At 71.9% G+C, this 22,701-nt stretch carries 20 protein-coding genes; all 20 read right to left on the bottom strand.

Going from position 1 to position 22,701, the window contains the following annotated elements; translation table 11 throughout:
• Positions 1-274 precede the first annotated feature (274 nt).
• Positions 275-541 carry a hypothetical protein gene (locus FO059_RS11730; RefSeq protein WP_143908967.1) on the bottom strand — a complete coding sequence of 89 codons (267 nt, stop codon included), beginning with the start codon at positions 539-541 and terminating at the stop codon, positions 275-277.
• Positions 542-583: 42 nt separating this feature from the next.
• The gene (wag31, locus tag FO059_RS11735) at positions 584-1,477 is read right to left on the bottom strand and encodes a DivIVA-like cell division protein Wag31 (RefSeq protein ID WP_143908969.1); all 894 of its coding nucleotides are present in this window, start codon (positions 1,475-1,477) and stop codon (positions 584-586) included.
• Positions 1,478-1,587: 110 nt separating this feature from the next.
• On the bottom strand, positions 1,588-1,878 hold the full coding sequence (locus FO059_RS11740; protein WP_143908971.1) for a YggT family protein: 291 nt from the start codon (positions 1,876-1,878) through the stop codon (positions 1,588-1,590).
• A gap of 145 nt (positions 1,879-2,023) precedes the next feature.
• Complete coding sequence (locus tag FO059_RS11745) at positions 2,024-2,647, bottom strand: cell division protein SepF (RefSeq protein ID WP_143908973.1); 624 nt, start codon at positions 2,645-2,647, stop codon at positions 2,024-2,026.
• 106 nt (positions 2,648-2,753) lie between these two features.
• Positions 2,754-3,521, bottom strand: coding sequence for a YggS family pyridoxal phosphate-dependent enzyme (locus FO059_RS11750; RefSeq protein WP_233266700.1), 768 nt, complete (start codon positions 3,519-3,521; stop codon positions 2,754-2,756).
• On the bottom strand, positions 3,518-4,225 hold the full coding sequence (gene pgeF / locus FO059_RS11755) for a peptidoglycan editing factor PgeF (protein ID WP_143908977.1): 708 nt from the start codon (positions 4,223-4,225) through the stop codon (positions 3,518-3,520). The genes FO059_RS11750 and pgeF overlap by 4 nt, the downstream gene beginning before the upstream one ends.
• Before the next feature lie 41 nt (positions 4,226-4,266).
• The gene (gene ftsZ, locus FO059_RS11760) at positions 4,267-5,490 is read right to left on the bottom strand and encodes a cell division protein FtsZ (RefSeq protein WP_143908979.1); all 1,224 of its coding nucleotides are present in this window, start codon (positions 5,488-5,490) and stop codon (positions 4,267-4,269) included.
• A 250-nt stretch (positions 5,491-5,740) separates the two neighbouring features.
• On the bottom strand, positions 5,741-6,436 hold the full coding sequence (locus FO059_RS11765) for a cell division protein FtsQ/DivIB (RefSeq protein ID WP_233266701.1): 696 nt from the start codon (positions 6,434-6,436) through the stop codon (positions 5,741-5,743).
• Positions 6,433-7,878: a UDP-N-acetylmuramate--L-alanine ligase gene (gene murC, locus FO059_RS11770; RefSeq protein WP_233266740.1), complete on the bottom strand. Its 1,446-nt coding sequence runs from the start codon at positions 7,876-7,878 to the stop codon at positions 6,433-6,435. The genes FO059_RS11765 and murC overlap by 4 nt, the downstream gene beginning before the upstream one ends.
• A gap of 98 nt (positions 7,879-7,976) precedes the next feature.
• Positions 7,977-9,209, bottom strand: a complete 1,233-nt coding sequence (gene murG / locus FO059_RS11775; protein ID WP_143908983.1) for an undecaprenyldiphospho-muramoylpentapeptide beta-N-acetylglucosaminyltransferase — start codon at positions 9,207-9,209, stop codon at positions 7,977-7,979.
• Entirely contained in the window at positions 9,206-10,741 is a 1,536-nt protein-coding gene (ftsW, locus tag FO059_RS11780; protein WP_143910703.1) for a putative lipid II flippase FtsW, read from the bottom strand. Before ftsW ends, murG begins: the two co-directional genes overlap by 4 nt.
• A gap of 200 nt (positions 10,742-10,941) precedes the next feature.
• The gene (gene murD / locus FO059_RS11785) at positions 10,942-12,432 is read right to left on the bottom strand and encodes a UDP-N-acetylmuramoyl-L-alanine--D-glutamate ligase (RefSeq protein ID WP_372497881.1); all 1,491 of its coding nucleotides are present in this window, start codon (positions 12,430-12,432) and stop codon (positions 10,942-10,944) included.
• Positions 12,429-13,505, bottom strand: a complete 1,077-nt coding sequence (mraY, locus tag FO059_RS11790; protein WP_143908985.1) for a phospho-N-acetylmuramoyl-pentapeptide-transferase — start codon at positions 13,503-13,505, stop codon at positions 12,429-12,431. Before mraY ends, murD begins: the two co-directional genes overlap by 4 nt.
• Positions 13,502-15,022, bottom strand: coding sequence for a UDP-N-acetylmuramoyl-tripeptide--D-alanyl-D-alanine ligase (locus FO059_RS11795; protein WP_143908987.1), 1,521 nt, complete (start codon positions 15,020-15,022; stop codon positions 13,502-13,504). Before FO059_RS11795 ends, mraY begins: the two co-directional genes overlap by 4 nt.
• On the bottom strand, positions 15,019-16,719 hold the full coding sequence (locus FO059_RS11800; RefSeq protein WP_143908989.1) for a UDP-N-acetylmuramoyl-L-alanyl-D-glutamate--2,6-diaminopimelate ligase: 1,701 nt from the start codon (positions 16,717-16,719) through the stop codon (positions 15,019-15,021). The genes FO059_RS11795 and FO059_RS11800 overlap by 4 nt, the downstream gene beginning before the upstream one ends.
• A 285-nt stretch (positions 16,720-17,004) precedes the next feature.
• Positions 17,005-18,762, bottom strand: a complete 1,758-nt coding sequence (locus FO059_RS11805) for a peptidoglycan D,D-transpeptidase FtsI family protein (protein WP_143908991.1) — start codon at positions 18,760-18,762, stop codon at positions 17,005-17,007.
• Positions 18,763-19,031: 269 nt separating this feature from the next.
• The gene (locus tag FO059_RS11810) at positions 19,032-19,928 is read right to left on the bottom strand and encodes an FtsB family cell division protein (protein WP_143908993.1); all 897 of its coding nucleotides are present in this window, start codon (positions 19,926-19,928) and stop codon (positions 19,032-19,034) included.
• A gap of 1 nt (position 19,929) precedes the next feature.
• Positions 19,930-20,928, bottom strand: a complete 999-nt coding sequence (gene rsmH / locus FO059_RS11815) for a 16S rRNA (cytosine(1402)-N(4))-methyltransferase RsmH (protein ID WP_143908995.1) — start codon at positions 20,926-20,928, stop codon at positions 19,930-19,932.
• 189 nt (positions 20,929-21,117) lie between these two features.
• On the bottom strand, positions 21,118-21,549 hold the full coding sequence (gene mraZ, locus FO059_RS11820) for a division/cell wall cluster transcriptional repressor MraZ (RefSeq protein ID WP_143908997.1): 432 nt from the start codon (positions 21,547-21,549) through the stop codon (positions 21,118-21,120).
• A 642-nt stretch (positions 21,550-22,191) separates the two neighbouring features.
• Positions 22,192-22,650: a DUF3040 domain-containing protein gene (locus FO059_RS11825; RefSeq protein ID WP_143908999.1), complete on the bottom strand. Its 459-nt coding sequence runs from the start codon at positions 22,648-22,650 to the stop codon at positions 22,192-22,194.
• Positions 22,651-22,701: the final 51 nt, after the last annotated feature.

Consider the following 22,701-nt stretch of genomic DNA (forward strand, 5'->3'; position numbering starts at 1 on the left):
CCAGTTTCCTCGTGTACCCGCGTTGCGGGCCACCTTGACTCGGCACGGGGACGACGCTGTTACGCCGCGGTACCACCCCGCTTACCCGTCCGTGCGGGGCACGGGCGGGTCGCTCTTCAGGGGCTGTGACGGGCCCGCCCGTCCGGGTCTACTGGGCGGCCGACGCCGACCCGCAGCGCGGGCCGGCGTGCATGCCACTGTTCTTCCGGAGGCTCCCCGGTGATGGCCGGATCAACGCCGCGACCCCCTGCAGGGAGCCGGTCTTCCGCCGACTCTAGTCGGTCTCGTCCTGCGCTCCGTGGCCGGCCGGGACTTCGTCACCGTCGTCGTCGGCGTCCTCGCGCGCATCCCGGCCCGCACCGTCGTCCGCCGAGTCGGCGTTCGTGGCGCGCCTGCCGCGGACGATGTCGACCACCAGCAGGACGAACCCGACGATGCACACGCCGATGCACGCCCACGCGAACGCCACTGAGCTGATCACCAACGCGACGACCAGGAGGACGAACCCGACGAGGGTGACGACCAGGGCTGCGATCAGCATCGGATCCTCCTGAATCTCCGGCGGCGCAGAACGGGCGTAGGACTACTTGCGGTCACGGACCTCGGACGAGTTGCCCACCGGCGCAGCGGAACCGCGCTGGTTGAGCTCCTCGAGCTGTCCCTCCAGGTAGGTCTTCAGGCGGGTCCGGTACTCGCGCTCGTAGGTGCGCAGGGACTCGATCTCACCCTCGAGCTTGGTGCGCTGCTCGTTGATGGTGCCCATGACCTCGGTGTGCTTCTTCTCCGCGTCGGCCTGCAGCGCGGTGGCCTTGTCCTGGGCCTGCTTGAGCTGGTTCTCGGACCTCGTGCGCGCGTCGGCGAGCAGCGCCTCGGACTTCTGCCGGGCCTCGGCCAGCATGGAGTCCGCCTTGGTGCGGGCCTCGGTGACCATCTTCTCCGAGTTGGCGCGGGCGTCGGAGACCAGCTTCTCCGACGTGCTGCGCGCATCGGAGAGGGTCTTGTCCGACTCGGTCTTCGCGTCGCCCGTGAGCCTGTCCGCCGTCTCCTGCGCCAGCGCCAGCAGCTTCGCGGCCTGCACGTGGGCGGCCTCGGTGGCGGCGGCGGCCGAGGCGCCGGATGCGGCGCCGGACGACGTGCCCGACGAGGAATCCTTGACGTCGGCGGTGACGCCGGACGAGGAGGACCCCGTCGAGGCGGGCGTGGAAGTCGAGGCGGGCGCAGGCGTCGGAGCCGGCGCCGCAGCAGCCGACGTGCCCGACGTCCGGGCGGCCGACGAGGCCTTCTTCTCGGACTCGGCAAGCTCGGATTCGAGCTCGGAGACCCGCTGCGACAGGTCCGAGTTCTCCTCTACGAGCCGGGACAGCTCGGCCTCGACGAGGTCGAGGAATTGATCTACCTCGTCCTCGTTGTAGCCACGCTTGCCAATGGGCGGCTTGCTGAACGCCACATTGTGGACGTCGGCCGGAGTAAGCGGCATTGGAGTGTTCCCCTATCGCATACATGGGCAGCCGAGAGAGTCCCGGCCATCGCAGTTCACTGCCGCCCATCCTGTCACATCAGGTCACGATCGTGCATCACGAACACCGCTCATGCGTACATGAAACGGCCCACGACGCTGATGAGGACGAACAGGATCAGCATCAGCACGAGGATGGACAGGTCCAGCCGGACCTGCCCCATGCGCACCGGCGGGATCAGCTTGCGCAACAGTTTCACCGGCGGGTCGGTGATCGTGAAAAGCAGCTCGAGCAGCACCACGAGGATCCCCTTGGGATGCCAGTCGCGCGCGAACGAGCGGATGAACTCCACGATGACGCGGCCGATGAGACAGAACCAGAAAATATAGAGCAGGACGTAGACGACCTCGAGCGCAGCCATGCCCATCACTCTGCCCGAACGGGCCCGCGCACCCCTCGCCGGGTGACCGGCGAGGCCGCCCCGCGCCCGGTGCGGGCGCCTCTCCGGGGCACGACGCGCGGCACCCCCGCCGCGCGTACGCGACGGGGGTGCCGGCGGGCGGATCTCACTTGGAGTAGAAGCCCGTCTCCACGAGACGGCGGCGATCCTCAGCCGAGACATCGATCTCCGCGGGTGAGAGGAGGAACACCTTCGTGGCCACCTTGTCGAATGAGCCACGCAGGGCGAATGCAAGGCCTGCAGCGAAGTCGACGAGCCGCTTCGCGTCCGCATTGCTCATCTCGACGAGGTCCATGATGACGGGCACGCCGTCACGGAACTGCTCGCCGATCGTGCGCGCCTCGCCGTAATCGCGCGGGCGGAGCGTCGTGATCTTCGCCATGCCGCCGGACTCGTCGAACAGCGACGCGGCCCGCCGCGTCTCCACACGGGGCTCCGGCCGCGAGTCCATCGCCAGCGCGCCGCGGGTCCCCGCCATCGGTGCCGGCCGGGGGCCGCCGCGCGCCGGGACCGGCTCGAGCCGCCCGCGCCCCGGCGCATAGCGGTCGTCGTCGTAGCCGCGGGGACCGGCGGGGTAGTCGCCGCGCATGCCGTCGTAGTCCCGCTCGTACTCGTCGTAGCCGTCGTCCAGCCCCCGCCGCGGACCGCCCGGCTCGTCGAGGTAGTCGTCGTCGAAGTCCTCCAGCGGCACCATCCCGAAGTACGCCTTGAACTTTTGCAGGCTGCTCATCGAATAGACCTTCCTTGCTGCGGCGGATCGTGGCTGGGCTGTGGACTGTCGTGTTCTGTGGACGGAACGCCCCGCGGTCTGCTGGGAAGGCCGGGCTCTCCGTCGTTCATGGCGAGACTATCGGCCGCGCGCCCATGATCGCGGTACCGACACGCACACAGGTCGATCCGTGCGCGATGGCCGATTCGAGGTCGCTGGACATGCCCGCGGACAGCCCCGCGGCCTGCGGATGACGTGTGGTGAACGACTCCCGGATCCCGGCCAGACGGGCAAAGGCGGCGTCCGGCCCGGCCTGCCGCGGCGCCACCGCCATGAGCCCGGCGAGCCGCACGGATTCCGCCGCCGCCACCTGGTCCGCAAGCTCGTCGAGGCCTGCGGCGGGCACGCCGCCGCGCGCCGGGTCGCCGTCGATGCTCACCTGCAGATAGACCTCCAGCGGCGACGTCCGCTCGCCGGCGTCCAGCGCTGACGCCGCCGCGCGTGCCAGCGCGTGCGCAAGCCGGACCGAATCGACCGAGTGCACGGCATGCGCCCAGCGGGCCACCGCCCGCGCCTTGTTCCGCTGCAACCGTCCCACCATGTGCCAGCGGGGCGCCGCGACCGCGTCGCCTTCTCCGTCCCCGGCCAGCAGCCTCGCGCAGTCCGCCGCCTTGGGGCCGGCCTCCTGCTCACGCGATTCGCCGAGGTCCGTCGCCCCCGCCCGCGCGAGCATCGCGGCGTCCGAGGCCGGGAAGTATTTCGTCACCGCGATCAGCGCCACCGAATCCGGTGCGCGGCCGGAAGCCGCGCACGCCCGCGCGATCCGCTCCCGCGTCGCGGTGAGCGCCCCGGCCAGTTCCGCAGCGCGGTCGGCGGGCCCCGTCGGCGCGGTCACGACGCCCCGCCCGCGGACGGGCTCCAGACCACCCCGGCAAGGCGCCCCGTAGGCGCGCCCCGCCGGTGGCTGAAGAGTGTCCGTTCCTCGATGGTGCAGCGCGGGTCCACGACCACCGACTCGACGCCCGCCGCGCCCAGCTGCCGCGCGACCCCGGCGCGGATGTCCAGCCCCGTCGTCCCCTTCCGGGTCCGGCAGGCGCTGCCCGGCAGATGCTCCTCCACATCCGCCTGCATGTGGGGCGGCACTTCATAGCACCCGCCGCACGCGGCAGGCCCCAGCAGCGCCCCGATCCGTTCCGGCCGAGCGCCGAGACCGACCATGGCCTCGATCGCCCGGGGGACGATGCCGATGCGCGCGCCGATCCGGCCCGCGTGGACCGCCCCGATCACGCCCGCGTCCTCGTCCGCGAGCAGCATCGGCACGCAGTCGGCCGTCAGCACCACCAGTGCGAGATCCGGCACGGAGGTGACCAGCGCGTCCGTGACTTCCACCGGACCTTCCACGGGCCCGTCCACCACCGTGACGTTGCGGGAGTGCACCTGCTCCATCCACACCAGACGCGGCGGCCGGAGACCCAGCGCGCCCGCGAGCCGCGCACGGTTCGCCGCGACCGAACGCGGGTCGTCCCCGACGTGCTCGCCCAGGTTGAACGACTCGTAGGGGGCCGCGGAGACCCCGCCGGCGCGCGTGGTGAAGACCATGCGCGCCGGCCGGCTCTCGGGTGTCGCTCCGGTAACCGTCCTCACCTCCGCATGAACGGCGGGACGTCGACGTCGTCGTCCAGGTCGTCGATCACCTCGCGCTCCGACCCGCCGCGCTCGGACCCGCCGCGCGCCGCCCCCCCGCGGGGACCTGCGTCCGAACCGGACGCATGCGCGGGGAAGGTCACCGGCTGCGGGCGGTCCGACCCGTCGGCGGCCGCCCCGGCACGCGTCTGGCCGATCTGCCCGGCGCGGCCCGCGTCGATCGTCGTGCGACCACGCGACTCGACCCCGGCGTCGATCTGCTTGTTCTGCGGTGCGCCGCCGTCGAACCCCGCGGCGATGACCGTCACCCGGACCTCGTCGCCCAGCGAATCATCGATCACCGTGCCGAAGATGATGTTCGCCTCGATGTGCGCCGATTCCTGGACCAGCGAGGCGGCCTCGTTGATCTCGAACAGGCCCAGGTCGCTACCGCCGGCGATGGAGATGAGCACGCCGTGCGCGCCGTCCATCGACGCCTCGAGCAGCGGAGAGTTGATCGCGGACTCCGCCGCCTTGAGGGAGCGGCCCTCCCCCCGCGATGAGCCGATGCCCATCAGCGCGCTGCCCGCCCCCGACATCACCGACTTCACGTCCGCGAAGTCGACGTTGATCAGGCCCGGTGTGGTGATGAGGTCCGTGATGCCCTGGACGCCGTTGAGGAGCACCTCGTCGGCCGACCGGAAGGCGTCCATCAGGCTCACCGCCGCGTCCCCGAGCTGCAGCAGGCGGTCGTTGGGGATGACGATCAGCGTGTCGCAGGACTCGCGGAGCGTCGTGATGCCGGCCTCGGCCTGCCCGCCCCGGCGCTTGCCCTCGAACGAGAACGGGCGGGTGACGACGCCGATGGTCAGCGCACCGAGCTTGCGCGCGATGCTCGCCACCACGGGGGCGCCTCCGGTGCCGGTGCCGCCGCCCTCGCCGGCGGTGACGAAGACCATGTCGGCACCCTTGATGAGTTCCTCGATCTCGTCCTTGGCGTCCTCGGCCGCCCTCCGCCCCACCTCGGGGTCGGCGCCGGCGCCGAGCCCGCGCGTCGAGTCGCGGCCGACGTCGAGCTTGACGTCGGCATCGCTCATGAGCAGGGCTTGCGCATCGGTGTTGATGGCAATGAACTCCACCCCCTTCAGTCCCTGCTCGATCATCCGGTTGACAGCGTTGACCCCACCGCCGCCGATTCCGACGACCTTGATGACGGCGAGGTAATTGTGCGGGGGCGTCATGTGCTCTCGCCTTCCATGTTGCTCGATCTACGTCAGTCTTCCCGAAGCGTCCGGCGCTGCGACTGCGAACTCCGCGTGGCGGCGATTCGCACATCCGACCCGAAAACCCTCAACCTGAACCAAAGGGTTAGAGTTATGTCAAGTACCGAACTATGCGCAGACGCTATGCATCACCGACCGCTGTTGCCAGGAGGCGCGCCGAACACTCCGGAGTTTGCGTCCCGGACCATCGCCGTGCGCGGCCCGGCGCTCACTTCGTGGTGGGCAGATTGGGACTCGACACGTCGATCGTCTGCCCCGGCTGATGCAACACCGCGAGCGCCACCGGGGCCTTGAGCCCGCTCCGCTCCACACTCCCCCACACCAGCGTGCGACCGTCCGTCAGACCGAAGGAGATGTCCGACGGCGAACCCACGTCGATCGACGTGATCTGCCCGCGGAGCTCCGGCGGCAGCCCGCCGACCGTCTGCAGCACCGCACGGAGCAGCTCCGCGTCGCCGGGATCGGCCATCGTGATCTTCGGCAGCCCCGGCGGCGGCGGTTCGGCGGCGAAGTCGACCCCGAGCTTGTCCAGCAGGTGCGGGCCGTCGCCGGAGTCCCGGTATGCGACGGGGACCCGCTCCATCACGTCGACCCGGATCGTGGACGGGAACTCCCGGTGCACGCTCACCTCGGCGACGCGCGCGATCCCGGCCACCCTGTGTGCCGCGGCGGACGTGTCCACCTGCATCAGCGGAGTCCCCTCCGGCACCGCGAGCGCCGCGACCACCTCGGGCTCGGACAGTCGATCCGTCCCCGTCACCTCGATCGCGCCGACCGACATCACCGGGGTGAGCCACAGCACGCCGACGGCGGCCAGCAGCACGGTCAACGTGGCGGCCGCGGCCAGCAGCACCCGGTTGCGGCGACGCGCCGGCAGACGCGGGCGACGCGGCACACGCCTCACGGGCGCCCCCGGCTCCCGGCGGAATCGTCACGCGCCGCCGACCCCAGGGCCGTCAGGATCTCGGGGCCCGTCATCGTGACGTCCCCGGCGCCCATCGTGATCACCAAGTCGCCCTCACGCGCCAGCTCCGCGATCTGCGCGGGCGCCGCGGACAGGTCGGGCTGGAAGTAGGCGGTGGTCGTGATCTTCTCGGCGATGAGCAGGCCGCTGACCCCGGCCACCGGCCGCTCCCGCGCGCCGTACACATCGAGCACGACGACGATGTCGGCCAGGCTGAGCGCGGCCGCGAACTCCGCCGCGAATGCCGCCGTCCGCGAGTACAGATGCGGCTGGAACGCCACGATCACGCGGCCGCCCGCATCGCTTCCGGCCGGCCCGACCATGTCGCGCGCCGCCCGGAGGACGGCCTCGACTTCGGTCGGATGGTGGGCGTAGTCGTCGACCACGCGCACCCCGGCGGCCTCGCCGCGAAGCTGGAAGCGGCGGTGGACACCGCCGAAACCGGCCAGGCCGTCGAGCGCCCTGTCCAGCGACGCGCCCGCCTCCCGCGCGGCGAGCAGCGCGCCCACCGCGTTGACCGCCATGTGGCGGCCCGCCACGGCAAGCGTCATCGCCCGCGGATGGTCTTCGCCCGCGACCCGCAGCTCGCCGACGCCGCCCGCCCCTGTCGCCGACCACTGCGCCAGGTGGGCCGCCACCGGCACCGGGCCGGTGTAAGGGGTGTGCGCGAACTCCGAGCTGTAACCGAGGACCCGGACCCCTTTGGAGAGCGAACGCTCGGCGAGGGCCGCCGCGCCGGGGTCGTCGAGGCAGGCGACCAGCACGCCGCCCGGCACGATGCGCTCGACGAAGTCGTCGAACACCTGACGGTAGGCCTCGAGCGAGCCGTAGTGGTCGAGGTGGTCGACGTCCACGTTGGTCACCACCACGATGCGCGGCCGGTACTGCAGCAGCGATCCGTCGCTTTCATCGGCCTCCGCGACGAACACCTCGCCCGTGCCGTGGTGGGCGTTGGTGCCGGACTCGTTCAGCTCCCCGCCGACGACGAACGACGGGTCCATCCGGCAGTGCTGCAACGCGACCACGACCATCGACGTGGTCGAGGTCTTCCCATGGGTGCCGGTCACCAGCAGCGAACGGTATCCGCGCATCAGCGCCGCCAGAACCGCCGGCCGCAGGAGCACGTCGATGCCCCGCGCCGCCGCCGCCACGAGCTCGGGGTTGTCGCGCGGGATCGCGCTCAACGTCGAGACGACCGACGTGGGCCCGCCGGGAAGCAGGTCCAGGGCCTCGGCCGAATGCCCTATCCGGATGCGGGCTCCGCCGGCGCGCAACGCCAGCACGCCCCGCGACTCCTTGGCATCGCTCCCCGACACCTGCCCGCCGCGGGCGAGCAGGATCCGCGCGATCCCGGACATTCCGGCCCCGCCGATCCCGATCATGTGCACGCGTTCGAGGTGCGGGGGAAGCGCCGCGCGCTCCGCGGCCTCGTCCGCCGCGAGCGGGTCCGTGTCCCTGTGCACCGGTCCTGCCCCTCCGCTCACCGGTCCTGCCCCTTCAGGTAGCGCCCACCGGATTCGCCCTCGCCCACGGAGGCTCCACCCCTTCGGTCCCCGTCTGCGGCGACGTCACCGTCCGGCACCTCACCGGCCGCGCCGCCGCGGGCGGTCTCGACGACGATCCGGGCGATCCGCCGGGCGCTGTCGCGGTGACCGGCATCGCCCGCCGCGTCCGACATCGCGGAGAGACGCGACCGGTCGCGCAGCAACGGCACCAGGCGGTCCAGCACCGCCTGCGCCGACAGCTCGGAGTCCCGCATCAGCATCCCGCCGCCCGACTCCACCACCGGAAGCGCGTTGAGCTCCTGCTCCCCGTTGCCGTGCGGCAGCGGTACGTACAGGGCCGGCAGCCCCACCGCGGACACCTCGGCGACGGTCATCGCGCCTGCGCGGCAGATCACCGCGTCCGCCGCCGCGTAGGCCAGGTCCATCCGCGTGATGTACGGCACCGCGACGTAGTCCGGGCCGCCCTCGGCGCGCTCCACGCTGACGGAGTTCTTGGGCCCGTGCGCATGCAGCACGCCGATGCCCGCGGCCGACAGGTCGCGGGCCGCCTCCGTTACGGCCGTGTTCAGCGAATGCGCCCCCTGCGAGCCACCGAAGACGAGCACGGTGGGAGCATCCGGATCCAGCCCGAAGCTGGCCCGTGCCTGCGCGCGCAGTGCGCCGCGGTCCAGGTCGGTGATGGCCCTGCGCAGGGGGATCCCCACGACCTCCGCGCGCGGCAGGCCCGAGCCGGGGACCGCCGCGAGCACGCGGTCCGCCCCGCGTGCCCCCACCTTGTTGGCCAGGCCCGCGCTCGCGTTCGCCTCGTGCACGATGACGGGTGTGCGCCGGCGCCCGCCGACGAGGCCGGGCCGCGCCGCCAGATAGGCGGGCAGAGCGACATATCCCCCGAAGCCCACGACCACGTCGGCCTGGCAACTGTCGAGGACGGCGCGCGTCCTGCGCACCGATTGCCGCAGCCGCCCCGGCAACCGGGCGAGATCGGCGCTGGGCTTCCGCGGCAGCGGGACCGGCGGGATGAGCTCGAGGGGGTAGCCGCGCTCGGGCACCAGCGTGGTCTCCAGACCGCGTTCGGTACCGAGCACGGTGACCCGCGTCCCCGGGGCGAGTTCGGACACCGCATCCGCCACGGCGAGCGCGGGCTCGACGTGGCCGGCCGTCCCGCCGCCCGCCACCACGACGGACAATCTGGCATCCGATCCGGTCACCACCGGTCTCCTCGCTTCCTGCTTTCAGGGCCGCCGCGCTGGAACTGCGACGGCGCACCCTGCGGCCTGCGTGCACCCGCACCTGTGCGGCCGGGATCGCCGCGCCCGGGCGTCCCCGCTCCGCCGTGCTTGGCCGACGATCCGCCGGGCGCCGCTCCACCCCGACGATACGGTGTTCCGCCGACCGGACGGCCGTGGGTGCCGCGGGCCTGGCGGGCCCGCGACTCCCTCGCAGCCTGGGACCCGCGCACCTGACCGGACCGGGGCCCGCCGGCGCGCGCCGCGGCCTCGGCCCGCTGCCGACGCATGTGCTGCTGGGCGCGCTGTGCCCGCTCACCCCGGGTCGCGGCGCCGACAAGTCCGCTGCGCTCCGGCCGGTACGGCTCCGGCAGCGGCAGCCGCAGCAGCTTCGGCAGCCGTGATTCGCGGCCGGACCGCAGTGCGGCGACCGCCTCCGGCTCGTGCCTGGCCGCGTTGGCCATCAGCCCGAACGCTGCGAGGGTGACGGTCGTCGACGAACCGCCGGCCGAGATCAACGGCAGCTGCAGGCCGGTGACCGGCAGCAGGCCCACCACGTAGCCGATGTTGATGAACGCCTGCGAGATGGTCCACGCGGTGACGCCGGCGACGAGCAGCCGCAGGAACGGGTCGGCCGAGCGGAGCATGATCCGCAATCCGGCGTACGCGAACAGCACGAACAACGCGATGACGACGAGGCAGCCGATCAGACCCAGTTCCTCGCCGATGATCGCGAAGATGAAGTCGTTGTGGGAGTTGGGCAGGTAGTTCCACTTGGAACGGCTCTGGCCCGGCCCTCTGCCGAACAGGCCCCCGTCCGCCAGGGAGAACTTGGCCTGCAGCGCCTGATAGCCGCCGTGCTGCGGATCCGAACTCGGGTTGAGGAAGGACTGGATGCGCTCGACGCGGTACCCGGCGGAGAGCCCCAGCACCAGTGCCAGCGCGCCGCAGATCGCGGCCAGGACCGCGAACGACTTGACGGACAGCCCGGAGAACCAGAGCAGCGCGCCGACGATGATCGCCAGGGCGATCGTCGTCGAGAGGTTCGGCTGCAGCATCACCAACGCGAACGTGAGCACCGAGACGAAGCCGAGCCGCAGCCGCGGGTCGCCGAGCAGGCCCGGCATCGTCTTGCCGCGCGTGAGGATGTGCGCGCCCCAGATCACCAGGACCAGCTTCATCACCTCGGACGGCTGGAGCGAGAACGGCCCCAGGTCGATCCAGCGGCGGGCTCCCTGGACCTCGACGCCGATGCCGGGGACGAGGACCAGCACGAGCAGCAGCAACGCGATGCCGATGCTCGGCGTGGCGAGCCTGCGCACCCAGGACACGGGAAGACGCATCGCCAGGTAGAACAGCATCGCCCCGATGATCGAGTACATCAGCTGGCTGTTGAACATGCTGTACGCCGAGCCGTCCTCGGTGTACGAGGCCACGCTGGACGCGGAGAGCACCATCGCCAGGCCGGACAGGGTCAGCAGAGCCGTGACGGTGACGACCAGGTGGAACGACATCAACGGGCCGCTGAGCCACACCGCGATCCCGCTGCGGCCTTCTGCGGCCTTCCCGCCGGACACGGCCTTCCCGCCGGACACGGCCTTCCCGCCGGACACGGCCTTGCCCGCGGCGGCCTTGCCGCCCGCAGGTCCGGCCGCGCGGTCCTTCCGTCCTCGTCGCGCGGCCGCTCCGGATCGCCCTGATGCCACGGGGCCGCTCACCCGCCCGGGTGGAGTCGCGTCACGGCGGCGGCGAACCGATCGCCGCGATCGGCGTAGTCACGGAACATGTCCATCGAAGCCGCGGCCGGCGCGAGCAGGACCGTGTCCCCCGCGCGCGCGTATCCGGCGGCGGCGGAGACGACTACGTCCATCACATCGGAGTCCGCAGCGGGAGGTCCCGTCACGACGGATCCCGTGCCCGCGCGGGACGGGTTGCTCGAACCGATCACCTCGTCATCTTCGCGCGCCAGGACCTCGGTGACGGGGACGTCGGGCGCGTGTCGCGAGAGGGCGTCCGCGATCACAGCGCGGTCACGGCCCATCAGCACGACGCCGGCGAGCCGCGGCGCCACAGCGGCGACCAGATCGTCCACGGACGCGCCTTTGAGCAGGCCGCCGGCGATCCACACCACACTGCGGCGCCCGGCGATCGAGGCGAGGGCGGCATGCGGGTTCGTCGCCTTCGAATCGTCGACGTATTCGACGCCGCCGACGGTGGCGACCAGGGCGGCGCGGTGCGGACCGACCGTGTGCGCTTCGAGCCCCGCGGCGACCGCGTCCCGTCCGACGCCGGCGGCCCGGGCGAGGGCGGCCGCCGCCAGCGCATCGAGGACGCCCGCGGCTCCGCCCGGCACTATGCGGTCCGCGGCGACGAGCACGACGGGGTCCTCGGATCCGCGGGCGGCGAACGCGCAGTCCACGAGCACTCCGTCGCGCACACCCAGCTCCCCGGGGGCCGGCGGCCCGAGCCGGAAACCGACCGTCCGCCCGGCCGTGGACACGCCGCGCAACCCGGCCGCGACCGGGTCGTCGAGTCCCACCACTGCGACCCGACCGCGCAGCACCTGCGCCTTGGCGTGCGTATAGGCGTCCATGCCTCCGTGCCAGTCGAGGTGATCCTCGGCGATGTTGAGCACCACTGCGGCGTCCGGCACCACCGACGGCGCCCAATGGAGTTGAAAGGACGACAGTTCGACGGCCAGCACGTCCACCCGGCGCTCGGCGGCCAGCGCGTCCAGGATCGGAAGTCCGATGTTCCCGCAGGCCGCGGACGGGACGCCCGCCGCCTGCAGGATCGAATGCAGCATCGACGTGGTGGTGGTCTTGCCGTTGGTGCCGGTGACCGCAAGCCACCTGCGCGCGGGCCCGTACACCTGCGCCCGGTCGCAGCGCCATGCCAATTCGACGTCGCCCCACACCGGCACGCCCGCGCTCTCGGCCGCGGCGGCCAGCGCGTTGCCCGGCCGCCAACCGGGACTGGTCACCACCAGTGCGTGGCCGGACACCGCCGCGGCGGCGTCGGCGGCGCTGTGCACGCCCGGCTCCGCCACGGCGCCGTCGTCCACCAGCGTCACGGACGCCCCGAGAGCGTTCAGGGCCCGCGCGGCGGACCGGCCGGAGACGCCCGCACCCGCGACGAGGACGGAACGTCCCGCCAGCTCCCGCGGATCCGCCGGCCCGCCCGCGTGGTGGACGGGCGCCGTCACGAGCCGACCGCCGTCAGGTACTCGCCGTAGAACAGCGCAAGCCCGACCGCACTTGCGATGCCCGCGAGCAGCCAGAAACGGATGATCACCGTGGTCTCCGGCCAACCGCCCATCTCGAAGTGGTGGTGGAACGGAGCCATCCGGAACACGCGGCGCCCGCTGGTACGGAACACCGCGATCTGGATGACCACGGATGCGGCCTCCGCGACGAAGAGCGCGCCCAGTACGACGGCGAGAAGCTCGGTCTTGGTGGTCACCGACAGTCCGGCGATGAGGCCGCCGAGCGCCAGCGATCCGGTGTCGCCCATGAAGATCTTGGCCGGCGCGGCGTTCCACCACAGGAATCCCAGGCAGGCGGCGCCCGCGGCGGCGGCGATCAGCGCCAGGTCCAGCGGCTGATCGACGTGGTAGCAGCCCACCGCGGCCTCGGCGTCGCTCCGCGAGCACGCATTGCGGTACTGCCAGAACGTGATGATCACGTAGGCGCCCAGCACCATGGACATGGCGCCCGCCGCGAGGCCGTCGAGGCCGTCGGTGAAGTTGACCGCATTGGACCACGCGCTGACCAGCACCAGGCAGAAGACGACGAATACGACGCTGTTCATGGTGACCGTGTCGATGTCCCGGACGTACGACAGTGCGGCGTCGCCTTCGGTGTACACCCAGCGCAGGACGAGCACCGCGAAGATGACGGCCGCGATCAGCTGGCCCACGGTCTTGGCGGTCTTGTTCAGGCCGAGATTGCGCTGGTTGCGCACCTTGAGGAAGTCGTCGAGGAAGCCGACGATACCCAGCACCGTCGCCAACCCGAGCACCAGCAGCCCCGACGCGGAGGGTCCTTCGGCCTCCAATGCGATGCCGACCAGGTGCGCGCACCCGTAACCGGCCCACATGCCGACGATGATCGCGACGCCGCCCATCGTCGGGGTGCCCCGCTTGGCCCTGTGGCTCTCCGGGCCCTCCACCCGGATCTCCTGGCCGAAGCCCTGACGCGAGAACACCTTGATCAGCAGCGGCGTCAGAAGTATCGCGACCAGCAGCGCGACGCCGCCGGAGATGAGGATCAGTCTCACCGGTGCTCCCCCTCCTGCGCCAGCAGCGACTCCGCGACCGACCACAATCCGACCGCCTGGGATGCCTTCACCAGCACGATGTCGCCGGGCTCCACCTCGGCGCGCAGCAGAGCGAGCGCGGCGTCGGCGTCCGCGACCAGCATCGCCTCGTCGCCCCAGGACCCCTCCATGACGGCGCCCTTGTGCAGCGCCTCCATGGTGCGGGACGAGCCCACCGCCACGATCTTCGACACGTCGAAACGCACCGCGGCGCGCCCGATCGCATCGTGCTCGACGATCGCGTCGTCGCCTAGCTCCGCCATCTCGCCGAGCACCGCCCAGGTGCGCCGTTTGCCGCGCGGCGGCATCGGCACGCCGTGTTCGGGCGCGTTGCGCGACATCGCGGCGAGGGCGCGCAGCGCCGCCCGCACGGAGTCGGGGTTGGCGTTGTAGGAGTCGTTGATGACCGTGACCGCGTCCGGGCGGGTGCGCACATCCATCCGCCGGGCCGAGGAGGCGTGGGCTGCGCTCAGCGCCGCCGCCACCTGCGGCACGCTTGCGCCGCATTCAAGGCCGACGGCCGCCGCGGCCAGCGCGTTGCCCACCTGGTGCTCGCCGTGCACCGCGAGGGTCACGGGCGCGGACCCCGCCGCGCATTCCAGGGTGAACGCGGCCCGCGCCTCACCGTCGAGGACGACGTCGGCGGCGCGGATGTCGGCGGACGCCGACAAGCCCACGGTGACCACCCGGGCCGCAGTCCGCGAAGCCATCGCGGCGACGCGGGTGTCGTCCGCGTTGAGTACTGCCACTCCCCCGTCCGCCGCGGCCGGCAACGACTCGACCAGCTCGCCCTTGGCCTGCGCGATGGCCTCGCGGGAGCCGAACTCACCGAGGTGGGCCGTGCCGACGTTGAGCACCACGCCGATCCGCGGCGGCGCGATCTCCGCGAGCCTGCGGATGTGCCCGACACCGCGTGCGGACAGTTCCAGCACCAGCGACCGGGTGGACTCGTCGGCATGCAGCGCGGTCCACGGGTGCCCGAGTTCGTTGTTGAAGGACCCGGGCGGCGCCACGACCGGGCCGAGCGGCCGGAGCACGGCGGCGATGAGGTCCTTGGTGGAGGTCTTGCCCGACGAGCCGGTGACGCCGATGACGTCCAGTCCCGCCGCGGCCAATTCCGTCACGCTCCGCCCCGCGAGCCGCCCCAGCGCGTCGAGAACCGCGGCGGCCGAACCGTCCACATCGTTGTCGAAGGTCGCCGCGCCGGCGACGACGAGGTCGGGGCGCGGTTCCACGACTATGGCCGGCACCCCCACCGCGCGCGCAGCAAGCACCGCGACCGCCCCCGCTTCGGCGGCGGCGGCCGCGTGATCGTGGCCGTCGGACCTGGCCCCGCGCAGGGCGAGGAACAGCCCGCCCGGCGTCACCTTGCGGGAGTCGAACTCGACGGTGCCCGTCACCTTCGCGTGCGGGTCCGGCACATCGGCCAGCCGCCCGCCCACTGCATCGGCGACCTGCGCCAGCGTCATCGGAATCACTCGTCGCCCTCGTTCTCCGCCATCGTGTTCGACCGTCGCGCCGGATCGCCGGCGCCGTCCATTGCGGCCGGCGGCGCGTGCCGCCCGATCGCCGCCGCCACCACGTCCCTGTCGTCGAACGGGTGGATCAAGCCGGCCACGTTCTGACCGGCCTCGTGCCCCTTGCCGGCGACCAGGATCGTGTCACCCGCCCGCGCCCAGCCCGCGACCAGGTCGATCGCCGCGGCGCGGTCGCCTTCCTCTCGGACCTCGGCACCGCCGCCGTCCCGCGCTGCCTCGCGCGCGCCCTCGAGCAGCGCGGCCCGGATCGTCGCCGGGTCCTCGCCTCGCGGGTTGTCGTCGGTGACCACGACCAGGTCCGCCCCCCGGGCCGCGACCGCGCCCATGAGCGGCCGCTTGCCCGCGTCGCGATCTCCGCCCGCGCCCACCACCACGGCGAGCCTCCCGGACGTCTGCGCCCGCAACGTGGCGATCACGGCCTCCAGCGCTCCGGGCTTGTGCGCGTAGTCGACCACGGCGAGGAAGGGCTGGCCGCGGTCGATGCGCTCCAGCCTGCCGGGTACCGCGACCGACGCGAGCCCCCCGGCGGCCGTTCCCACGCCGACACCGACCGCGTCGAGGATCGCGAATGCCACGAGCGCGTTGGCGACGTTGAACCGGCCCGGCAGCGGCAGCGTCACGGCGGACTCGCGGCCGCCGGGCCCGCGCACCGCGAAGTGCTGCGCACCGGTCCTGTCCACGGCGGACTCCCCCGCGTACCACTCGGCGGCCACGTTGGTCTGCGACTCCCCCGCCGCCTCCGACTCCGTGCACACCGTCGCCGTGGACACGGGCGGCTCGGACCGTGCCAGTTCCGCCATGCGGCGGCCCCACCGGTCGTCCACGCACACGACCGCCGCAGCTGCGCGCACACCGGAGCCGGGGGCGAACAAGCGCCCCTTGGCCGCGAAGTAGTCCTCCATGTCGCGATGGAAGTCGAGGTGGTCCTGCGACAGGTTGGTGAACCCCGCGACCGCGAAGGAGCAACCGTCCACGCGCCCCAGCGCCAGCGCGTGGCTGGACACCTCCATGACCACCGCATCCACCCCCTGCTCGACCATCACCGCCAGCAATGCCTGCAGGTCGGGAGCCTCGGGGGTGGTGAGCGAACTCGGCGTCCGGCGGCCGTCGATCCGGGTCTCCACCGTGCCGATCAGGCCCACGCGGTGTCCGGCGGCCATCAGGCCGGCCTCCACCAGATAGGAGGTCGTCGTCTTGCCTGCCGTCCCCGTCACGCCGATGAGGGCGACGGCATGCGACGGATCGCCGTAGACCGTCGAGGAGACCGCCCCCAGCACTGCACGCGGATCCTCGTGCACCAGCAACGCGACCGCGTCCGCGGCACCGGCGTCCTCGATCATCCGCGCGCCCGCAGGGTCGGTCAGCACCGCGGCCGCGCCCCGGGACACGGCCTCCGCAACGAAGGCGGCCCCGTGCACGCGACTGCCGGGAAGTGCGGCGAAGAGGTCTCCCGCGGCCGTGTCCTGCGCACGCAGTCCCACGCCCGTGACCGTCACCCGCGCCGGGTCGCCCGGCGTGGCGCCGGCGACCGGAGCGATCGTCGCGGGGTCGATGCCCGCCGCCGCGCACACATCCGCCAGCGCCGTACGCGGCGGGTGCGCGGGGCGCAGCCGCCCTGAACCCAGTTCCTCTGCCACCGAGGGCGGCCTCCCTTCTGTCTCTCGCAGCCGTCGTCCGGCCCCTGCATCCAACGTCGCGCCCGCATCGGGTGCAGGCGCCCGACCGTTCCCGTGGACAGGCCCGATCCGGACGCGCCGCCGGCCCGGGGCCGCTCGGAGCCCGTCAGGGCGGCGAGGGCGATTCCGCCGCGCGCGTACGACGACTCAGATTACCGGCACGCGGCCACCGCCCCGACCGCGCCGCACCGGTCGTCGCCGGGATGTGATCCGCAGCGCATCCGCCGCGACGCCGACGGCGCGCGGTCATCCGGCCTGCAGGATGAGCTTGGGCGCCGGCGGTGACAACGGCACCTGCTCCCGCTGCAGCAGCCACGAGGCGATGTCGTGGAACAGCGGCGCAGCGGACATGCCGCCGGAACCGTCCGCGCTGCGTCGCGGCCGGTCCATCATCACCGCCACGACGAACCTCGGATCCTGCGTAGGAGCCATACCTGCAAAGGTGATCCAGTATTCGGAGTTGGAATAGCACCCGCAGTCCGGGTCGATCTGCTGGGCCGTGCCCGTCTTCCCCGACACCTGATATCCCTCGACCGCAGCGGGCACGCCCGTACCGCGCTGGTTTCCGCCGTCGTCCTGGACCACGGCGCGGAACATGTCGCGCACCGTGCTCGCCGTCTCCGGGCTGACCACGCGGACCGGATCCGGAGCCTCGGGCGTCGTCACCTGCCCGTCGGGCCCGACGACCTTCTCGACGATCCGCGGCGGCACGCGAAGCCCGTCGTTGGCGATCGTCTGGTACATGTCGGCCATCTGCAGCAGCGTCATCGACAGGCCCTGGCCGATCGGCAGGTTCGCGAACGTCCCCGCCGACCACTGGTCCTCCGGCGGCACGGAGCCGGCGCTCTCGCCGGGCAGGCCCACCCCCGTGCGCTGACCGAGCCCGAACTTCTTGACCATCTCGGCGAAACGATCCTGCCCGACGCGTTGCGCCAGCATCAGGGTGCCGACGTTCGAGGACTTGCCGAAGATGCCGGTGGTCGTGTAGGGCGCTACACCGTGCGGCCACGCGTCCGCCACGGTGACCCCGTCCATCGTGATCGAGCCCGGCACCTGCAGCACCTCCTCCGGGGTGGTGAGCCCGTACTCGATCGCCGCCGACGCCGTGATGATCTTATTCACCGAGCCCGGCTCGAACGGAGTGGTCACGGAGATGTTGCCCAGTTCGGCGTGGTCGTTGGCCGGGTCGCCCACGCCGATCGACGGATCGAACGTGTTGTCGTTCGACATGGCGAGCACCTGCGCGGTATCGGCGTCGAGCACCAAGGCGGAAACGTTCTGCGCGCCGGAGGCGTCCTTGGCCTTCTGGACGGCGTCCTGGACGAAATACTGCAGGTCGGAGTCGATGGTGAGCTCGACCGTGGACCCGTTCTGCGCCGGGTGCACGTCGCGCACGCTCCCCGGGATAACGTCGCCCCCCGAGCCGCGGTCGTAGGTCTTCGACCCCGCGGTTCCGGCCAGCATCGATTGCATGGACGATTCCAGCCCGACCAGTCCGCTGCCGTCCCATCGGGTGGCGCCGATGATGTTGGCGGCCAGCGCGCCGCCCGGATACTCCCGGATGTTGTCCGGGTCGCTGCCGATCTTGCCGAACTCCGAGGTGATCTTCGAGGCCTTGCGCGGGTCCACCTGACGCGCGAGATAGACGAACTGCTTGCCGGAGCTCATCTCCTTCCGCAACTCGCGCGCGTCCACCTGGTCGCCCAGTTCGGCGCTGATCATCGCCACCGCGTCGTCGATGTACTCCTCGACCGTCGGCGCCTCCGGGTCCTTCGTGTGGGCCTCGGTCAGCTCATCGCGCACTCGCGCGGGCTGGAACGTCAGCGCCCGTGCGTCGACGGTGTAGGCGAGCGGCTTGCCATTGGTATCGACGATGTCGCCGCGGGTGGCCGGAAGCTTGGTCGTCACCGTGCGCTGACTCGCGGACTGCGCGGACAACTCGGGTGCGCGTACCACCTGCACCCACATCAGCTTGCCCACCACCGCCACCAGCATCAGCGTCATCAGTCCCGCTGCGATCCGTGTGCGATGCCGGAAACTCCAGCCGTGCTTCCCCGGCCGGTTGGGGCGCGCCGCGGCGCCGGACGGGCGGCCTCCGGCGCGCGGACGGGCCGGGTGCGGGCGGCCCGGGCGTCCCTGCTGCCTTCCGCGGCCTTGGCCACGCGGGTGTCCGGACGACGGTGTCACTTGCTGCGGCCCCCTGCTCTACTCGTGGTTCGACTCCGGTGCGCATCGGTGGACCGGCCCGCGGTACGGCGCGTTCATCGACCCGCTCAGTGTGCACCTTCCACCGGCGCACCTGCGGGACCATCGGACCCGCGAGCCGCGTCCGCCGGCGGAATAACGGGAGCCGCGTCGGCCGGCGGCAGCACACCCTGCGCAGGCGGGGCGTCCACGTGGCCTCCCGCGGGCGGGGCGCCTGCCGCCGGGTCCTCCGGGGCCGGTGACTGAGCCGGGTCCGCGGGCGGCGTGACATCCGCGACGGCCGGGCCGGGCGGCGTGGGAGCGGCCATCACATTCGCGTCCGCCGGTGGAATCGGTGCCGCGTCGGCGGGCGGCAGCACACCTTGCGCCGACGGCGCACCCGCGCTGGGCGCGACCGTGTCCGGCACGACGGGGACACGCGCGAGATCTCCAGGCTTGGGGCCCTCCGCGGGCTTCGGTTCGCCACGGACCGTCACTGAACCGTCCGGAGCCACCACCAGCCTGGCGACGTCCTCGGACTGCACCATGCCCAGTTCGGCGGCCTTGCGCGCCAGCTCGGGGGCGGAGTTGCCGGCCTGCACGACCTTCATCAGCGACTCCTTCTGGTCCTCGAGTCGCGTGTTCTGCTGGTGCGCGTCGGCGATCTGGTACGAGCGAGCCGTGGCGTTGGTCGTCAGCCACAGGGTGATGCCGATACCGGCGAGGAACAGCAGCATGACGAAGACGACGAACGGGATCCGCCGGGCGAGCTCGCGCGGTCCGGCGAGCCGCAGCGCCGTCTCGGCCTCGACGGCGCCGCCCGGACCGGCCCCGCGCCGATGGCGCCGGTCGTACGCCTTGCGCGACGCGGCGGAGGTGCCGCTGCCGCGGCGCCCGGATCGCCGTCCGGTGTCGGGACGCGGTGAATGCGACCGCCGGGACGGTTCCGAGCGGCTCTTGGCACGGGTCGTGACTGTGGTCGTCATCTCAGCTCCCAGCAATCCGTCGGGCACATCGCAACCGGACCGGGGCCGACCGCGGATTCTCGGCGATCTCTTCTTCCGTGGCGCGTTCGGCGCCTCTGGTCACCAGCTGGAACTCGGGCCCGGTGCCCGGCAGTTCCACCGGAAGGTCCTGGGGACTCCGCGAGCGCGACCGTTCGGCGAGAGCGCGTTTGACGATGCGGTCCTCCAGCGACTGGTACGCCATGAATGCGACGCGGCCGCCGACCGTCACAGCATCCAGCGCCGCCGGCACCGCCGCCCGCAGCGAGTCCAGCTCGCCGTTGACCTCGATCCGCAACGCCTGGAAGGTGCGTTTCGCCGGGTGACCGCCTGTCCGCCGCGCTGCAGCAGGGATCGCCTCGTAGAGGAGTTCGACGAGCTGCCCGGTGGTACGGAACGGAGCGCTCTCCCGCCGCCGGACGATCGCTGCGGCGATCTTGGCCGCGAAACGCTCCTCGCCGTACGTGCTGAGGATGCGGCGCAGGTCCGCCACCGTATACGTGTTGATGACGGTCGCCGCTGTGAGCTCGGACGAGCCGTCCATGCGCATGTCCAGCGGCGCGTCGACCGAGTACGCGAATCCCCGCTCGGCCTCGTCGAGCTGCAGCGACGACACGCCCAGGTCGAACAGGATCGCGTCGACCCCGCCCCGCGCGGGGATGCCGACGCTGTCGAGCGCCTCGGCGATGCCGTCGTAGCGGGTGTGCACGGCCGTGAAGCGTCCGGCGAACCCGGCCAGCCGCCGGGTGGCCGTGGCGATCGCCTCAGTGTCGCGGTCCAGACCGATCACCCGCACGCCGGGGAAACGTTCCAGGAAGTACTCGCTGTGGCCGCCCATTCCCAGCGTGCAGTCGACGAACACGGCGTCGCCGCCGGCCGCGTCGATGGCCGGCCCGAGCAGTTCCACCGCCCGGCGGAGCAGCACGGGGACGTGGCCGAACTCGCCGGAACGCCGCTGTGCGCCGCCTGTTCCGTCGGTCATCGTCTGCTCCAAAGGTCCGTGCTTGGCTCTGCTGCCGGTCGTTCTGCCCGTGCGTGCCGCGAAAAACGCAGAGGCGAATGTCCTGGGGTCTCCGGCCGACCGTGCCTGGCGTTGGGGAAGTACGTCAGGACCGTTCGGGCGGAGGCCTCGTGACATTCGCCGAGACCGCGCCGAGCGATCAGGCTGCGCTCAGAAGATGCTGCCGAGCGATTCATCGCGCGCCTGCGAGTAGTTCTCTTCGTTCGCCTCCAAGTAGTTCTGCCATGCCTCGGCGTCCCAGATCTCCAGGAACGTCACCGAGCCGATGACAACGCACTCACGCGAGAGGTCCGCGTACCTGCGGTGATCCGCCGAGAGCGTGATCCGTCCTTGGCCGTCCGGACGCTGCTCGTCGGTTCCGGCGGCGAGAGCACGCACGAACGCCCTCGCCTCCGGGTTGGTCCGGGATGCGGAAGCAGCCCTGGTGGCCAACTCGAGGAACTCGTCCCGTGGGTACACGGCAAGGCTGTGATCCTGGCCCTTCGTGACCATGAGACCTCCCGCCAGTGCATCGCGGAACTTCGCCGGCAGCGTCAGCCGGCCCTTCTCGTCGAGCTTGGGTGTGAAGGTTCCGAAGAACATCCGACACCTCCGACTCGACCGCCTCCCGCACATCCGGACCGGATCACTCCGGGCCCTCCGTGCCTGAAGACCGTTGGCGAACGCCTCGATGGCGTCCCGCTGGCACCACAGTACCCCACTTTCCCCCACTTTCAACCTGAAACACGGTGCCGATCGCACTGACCGCACAGAACAACCAGGTGATGGGGGCTTTCTACGGTGGAGCGACCCCCCTGGCCGGCGCTTATGCGCGGGCGGCGCAATTACGAGCCCGGCCGTGTATCCGCAGCTCAGCGCAATCCTCGGACGCCCGGTGCACGATTCCGTCACCCGAATCGACGCAACTCAGCGGTGCACCGGCACGACGGTGGCGGAAAGTGGGGGATCGGGGTGGGGCGAAGTGGGGCGAGGGGGAAGCGGTGGCGGAACGACGCAGAGGAGGCGGGAGCGGCGCGGCGCGGCGCAGGACGAGGTGGGAGGCCACCCCGTGCGAGGGCCGGACGGGGCAAGGCTGGACGGGGGCAAGGCTGGACGGGGCGAGGCGGCGCGAATGCCGGCGCGACGCGTGGCGAACACGTGCAGGCAGAAGATCACCCGGGCGCGAGGCCGTCCATCATGGCCCCGCGCCCGGGTGATCGGTATTGAGCTGAGTCTCTCGGCAGTTCAGCCTTCGAAGCGTCGCCGGAAGCGCTCCTCCATCCGCTCGGTGAAGCTGCCTGCGGCTTTGGGCTTGCTGAATCGGCCTTTGACGCCTTTGGTGCCCTTGGCGCCGCCGCCCTTTCCGTGGCCGGCGCCTGCACGGCCGGGCGCAGACGGCGAAGCGGGAATCTTGTCGCGCCCCCACGGCGTACCGAGCATGAGCATCACAGCGCCCAGGAACATCACCACGAACCCGATGACGGCGAGTACGGGGAAGCCTCCGATGTGCAGCGCACTGGTGGCGACCCCCACGATCAGGAGCGCGAGCCCGACCAGCGCGATGAATACCGCCTGGATGCGCCGCTTTGCGTTGGGGGTGCCGAAACGGCGCCCCCGGACCTGCGAAGCGAACTTCGGGTCTTCCTCATACAGAGCATTCTCGATCTCGTCGAGCATCCGCTGCTCGTGCTCGGAGAGTGGCACGGCACCTCCCCCGGCTTCTCGTCCTGGCGTTCAGCTGCCGAACCGAACACA

Origin of the sequence: Tomitella fengzijianii (assembly GCF_007559025.1) — a bacterium.
GTDB classification, from domain to species: Bacteria; Actinomycetota; Actinomycetes; order Mycobacteriales; family Mycobacteriaceae; genus Tomitella; species Tomitella fengzijianii.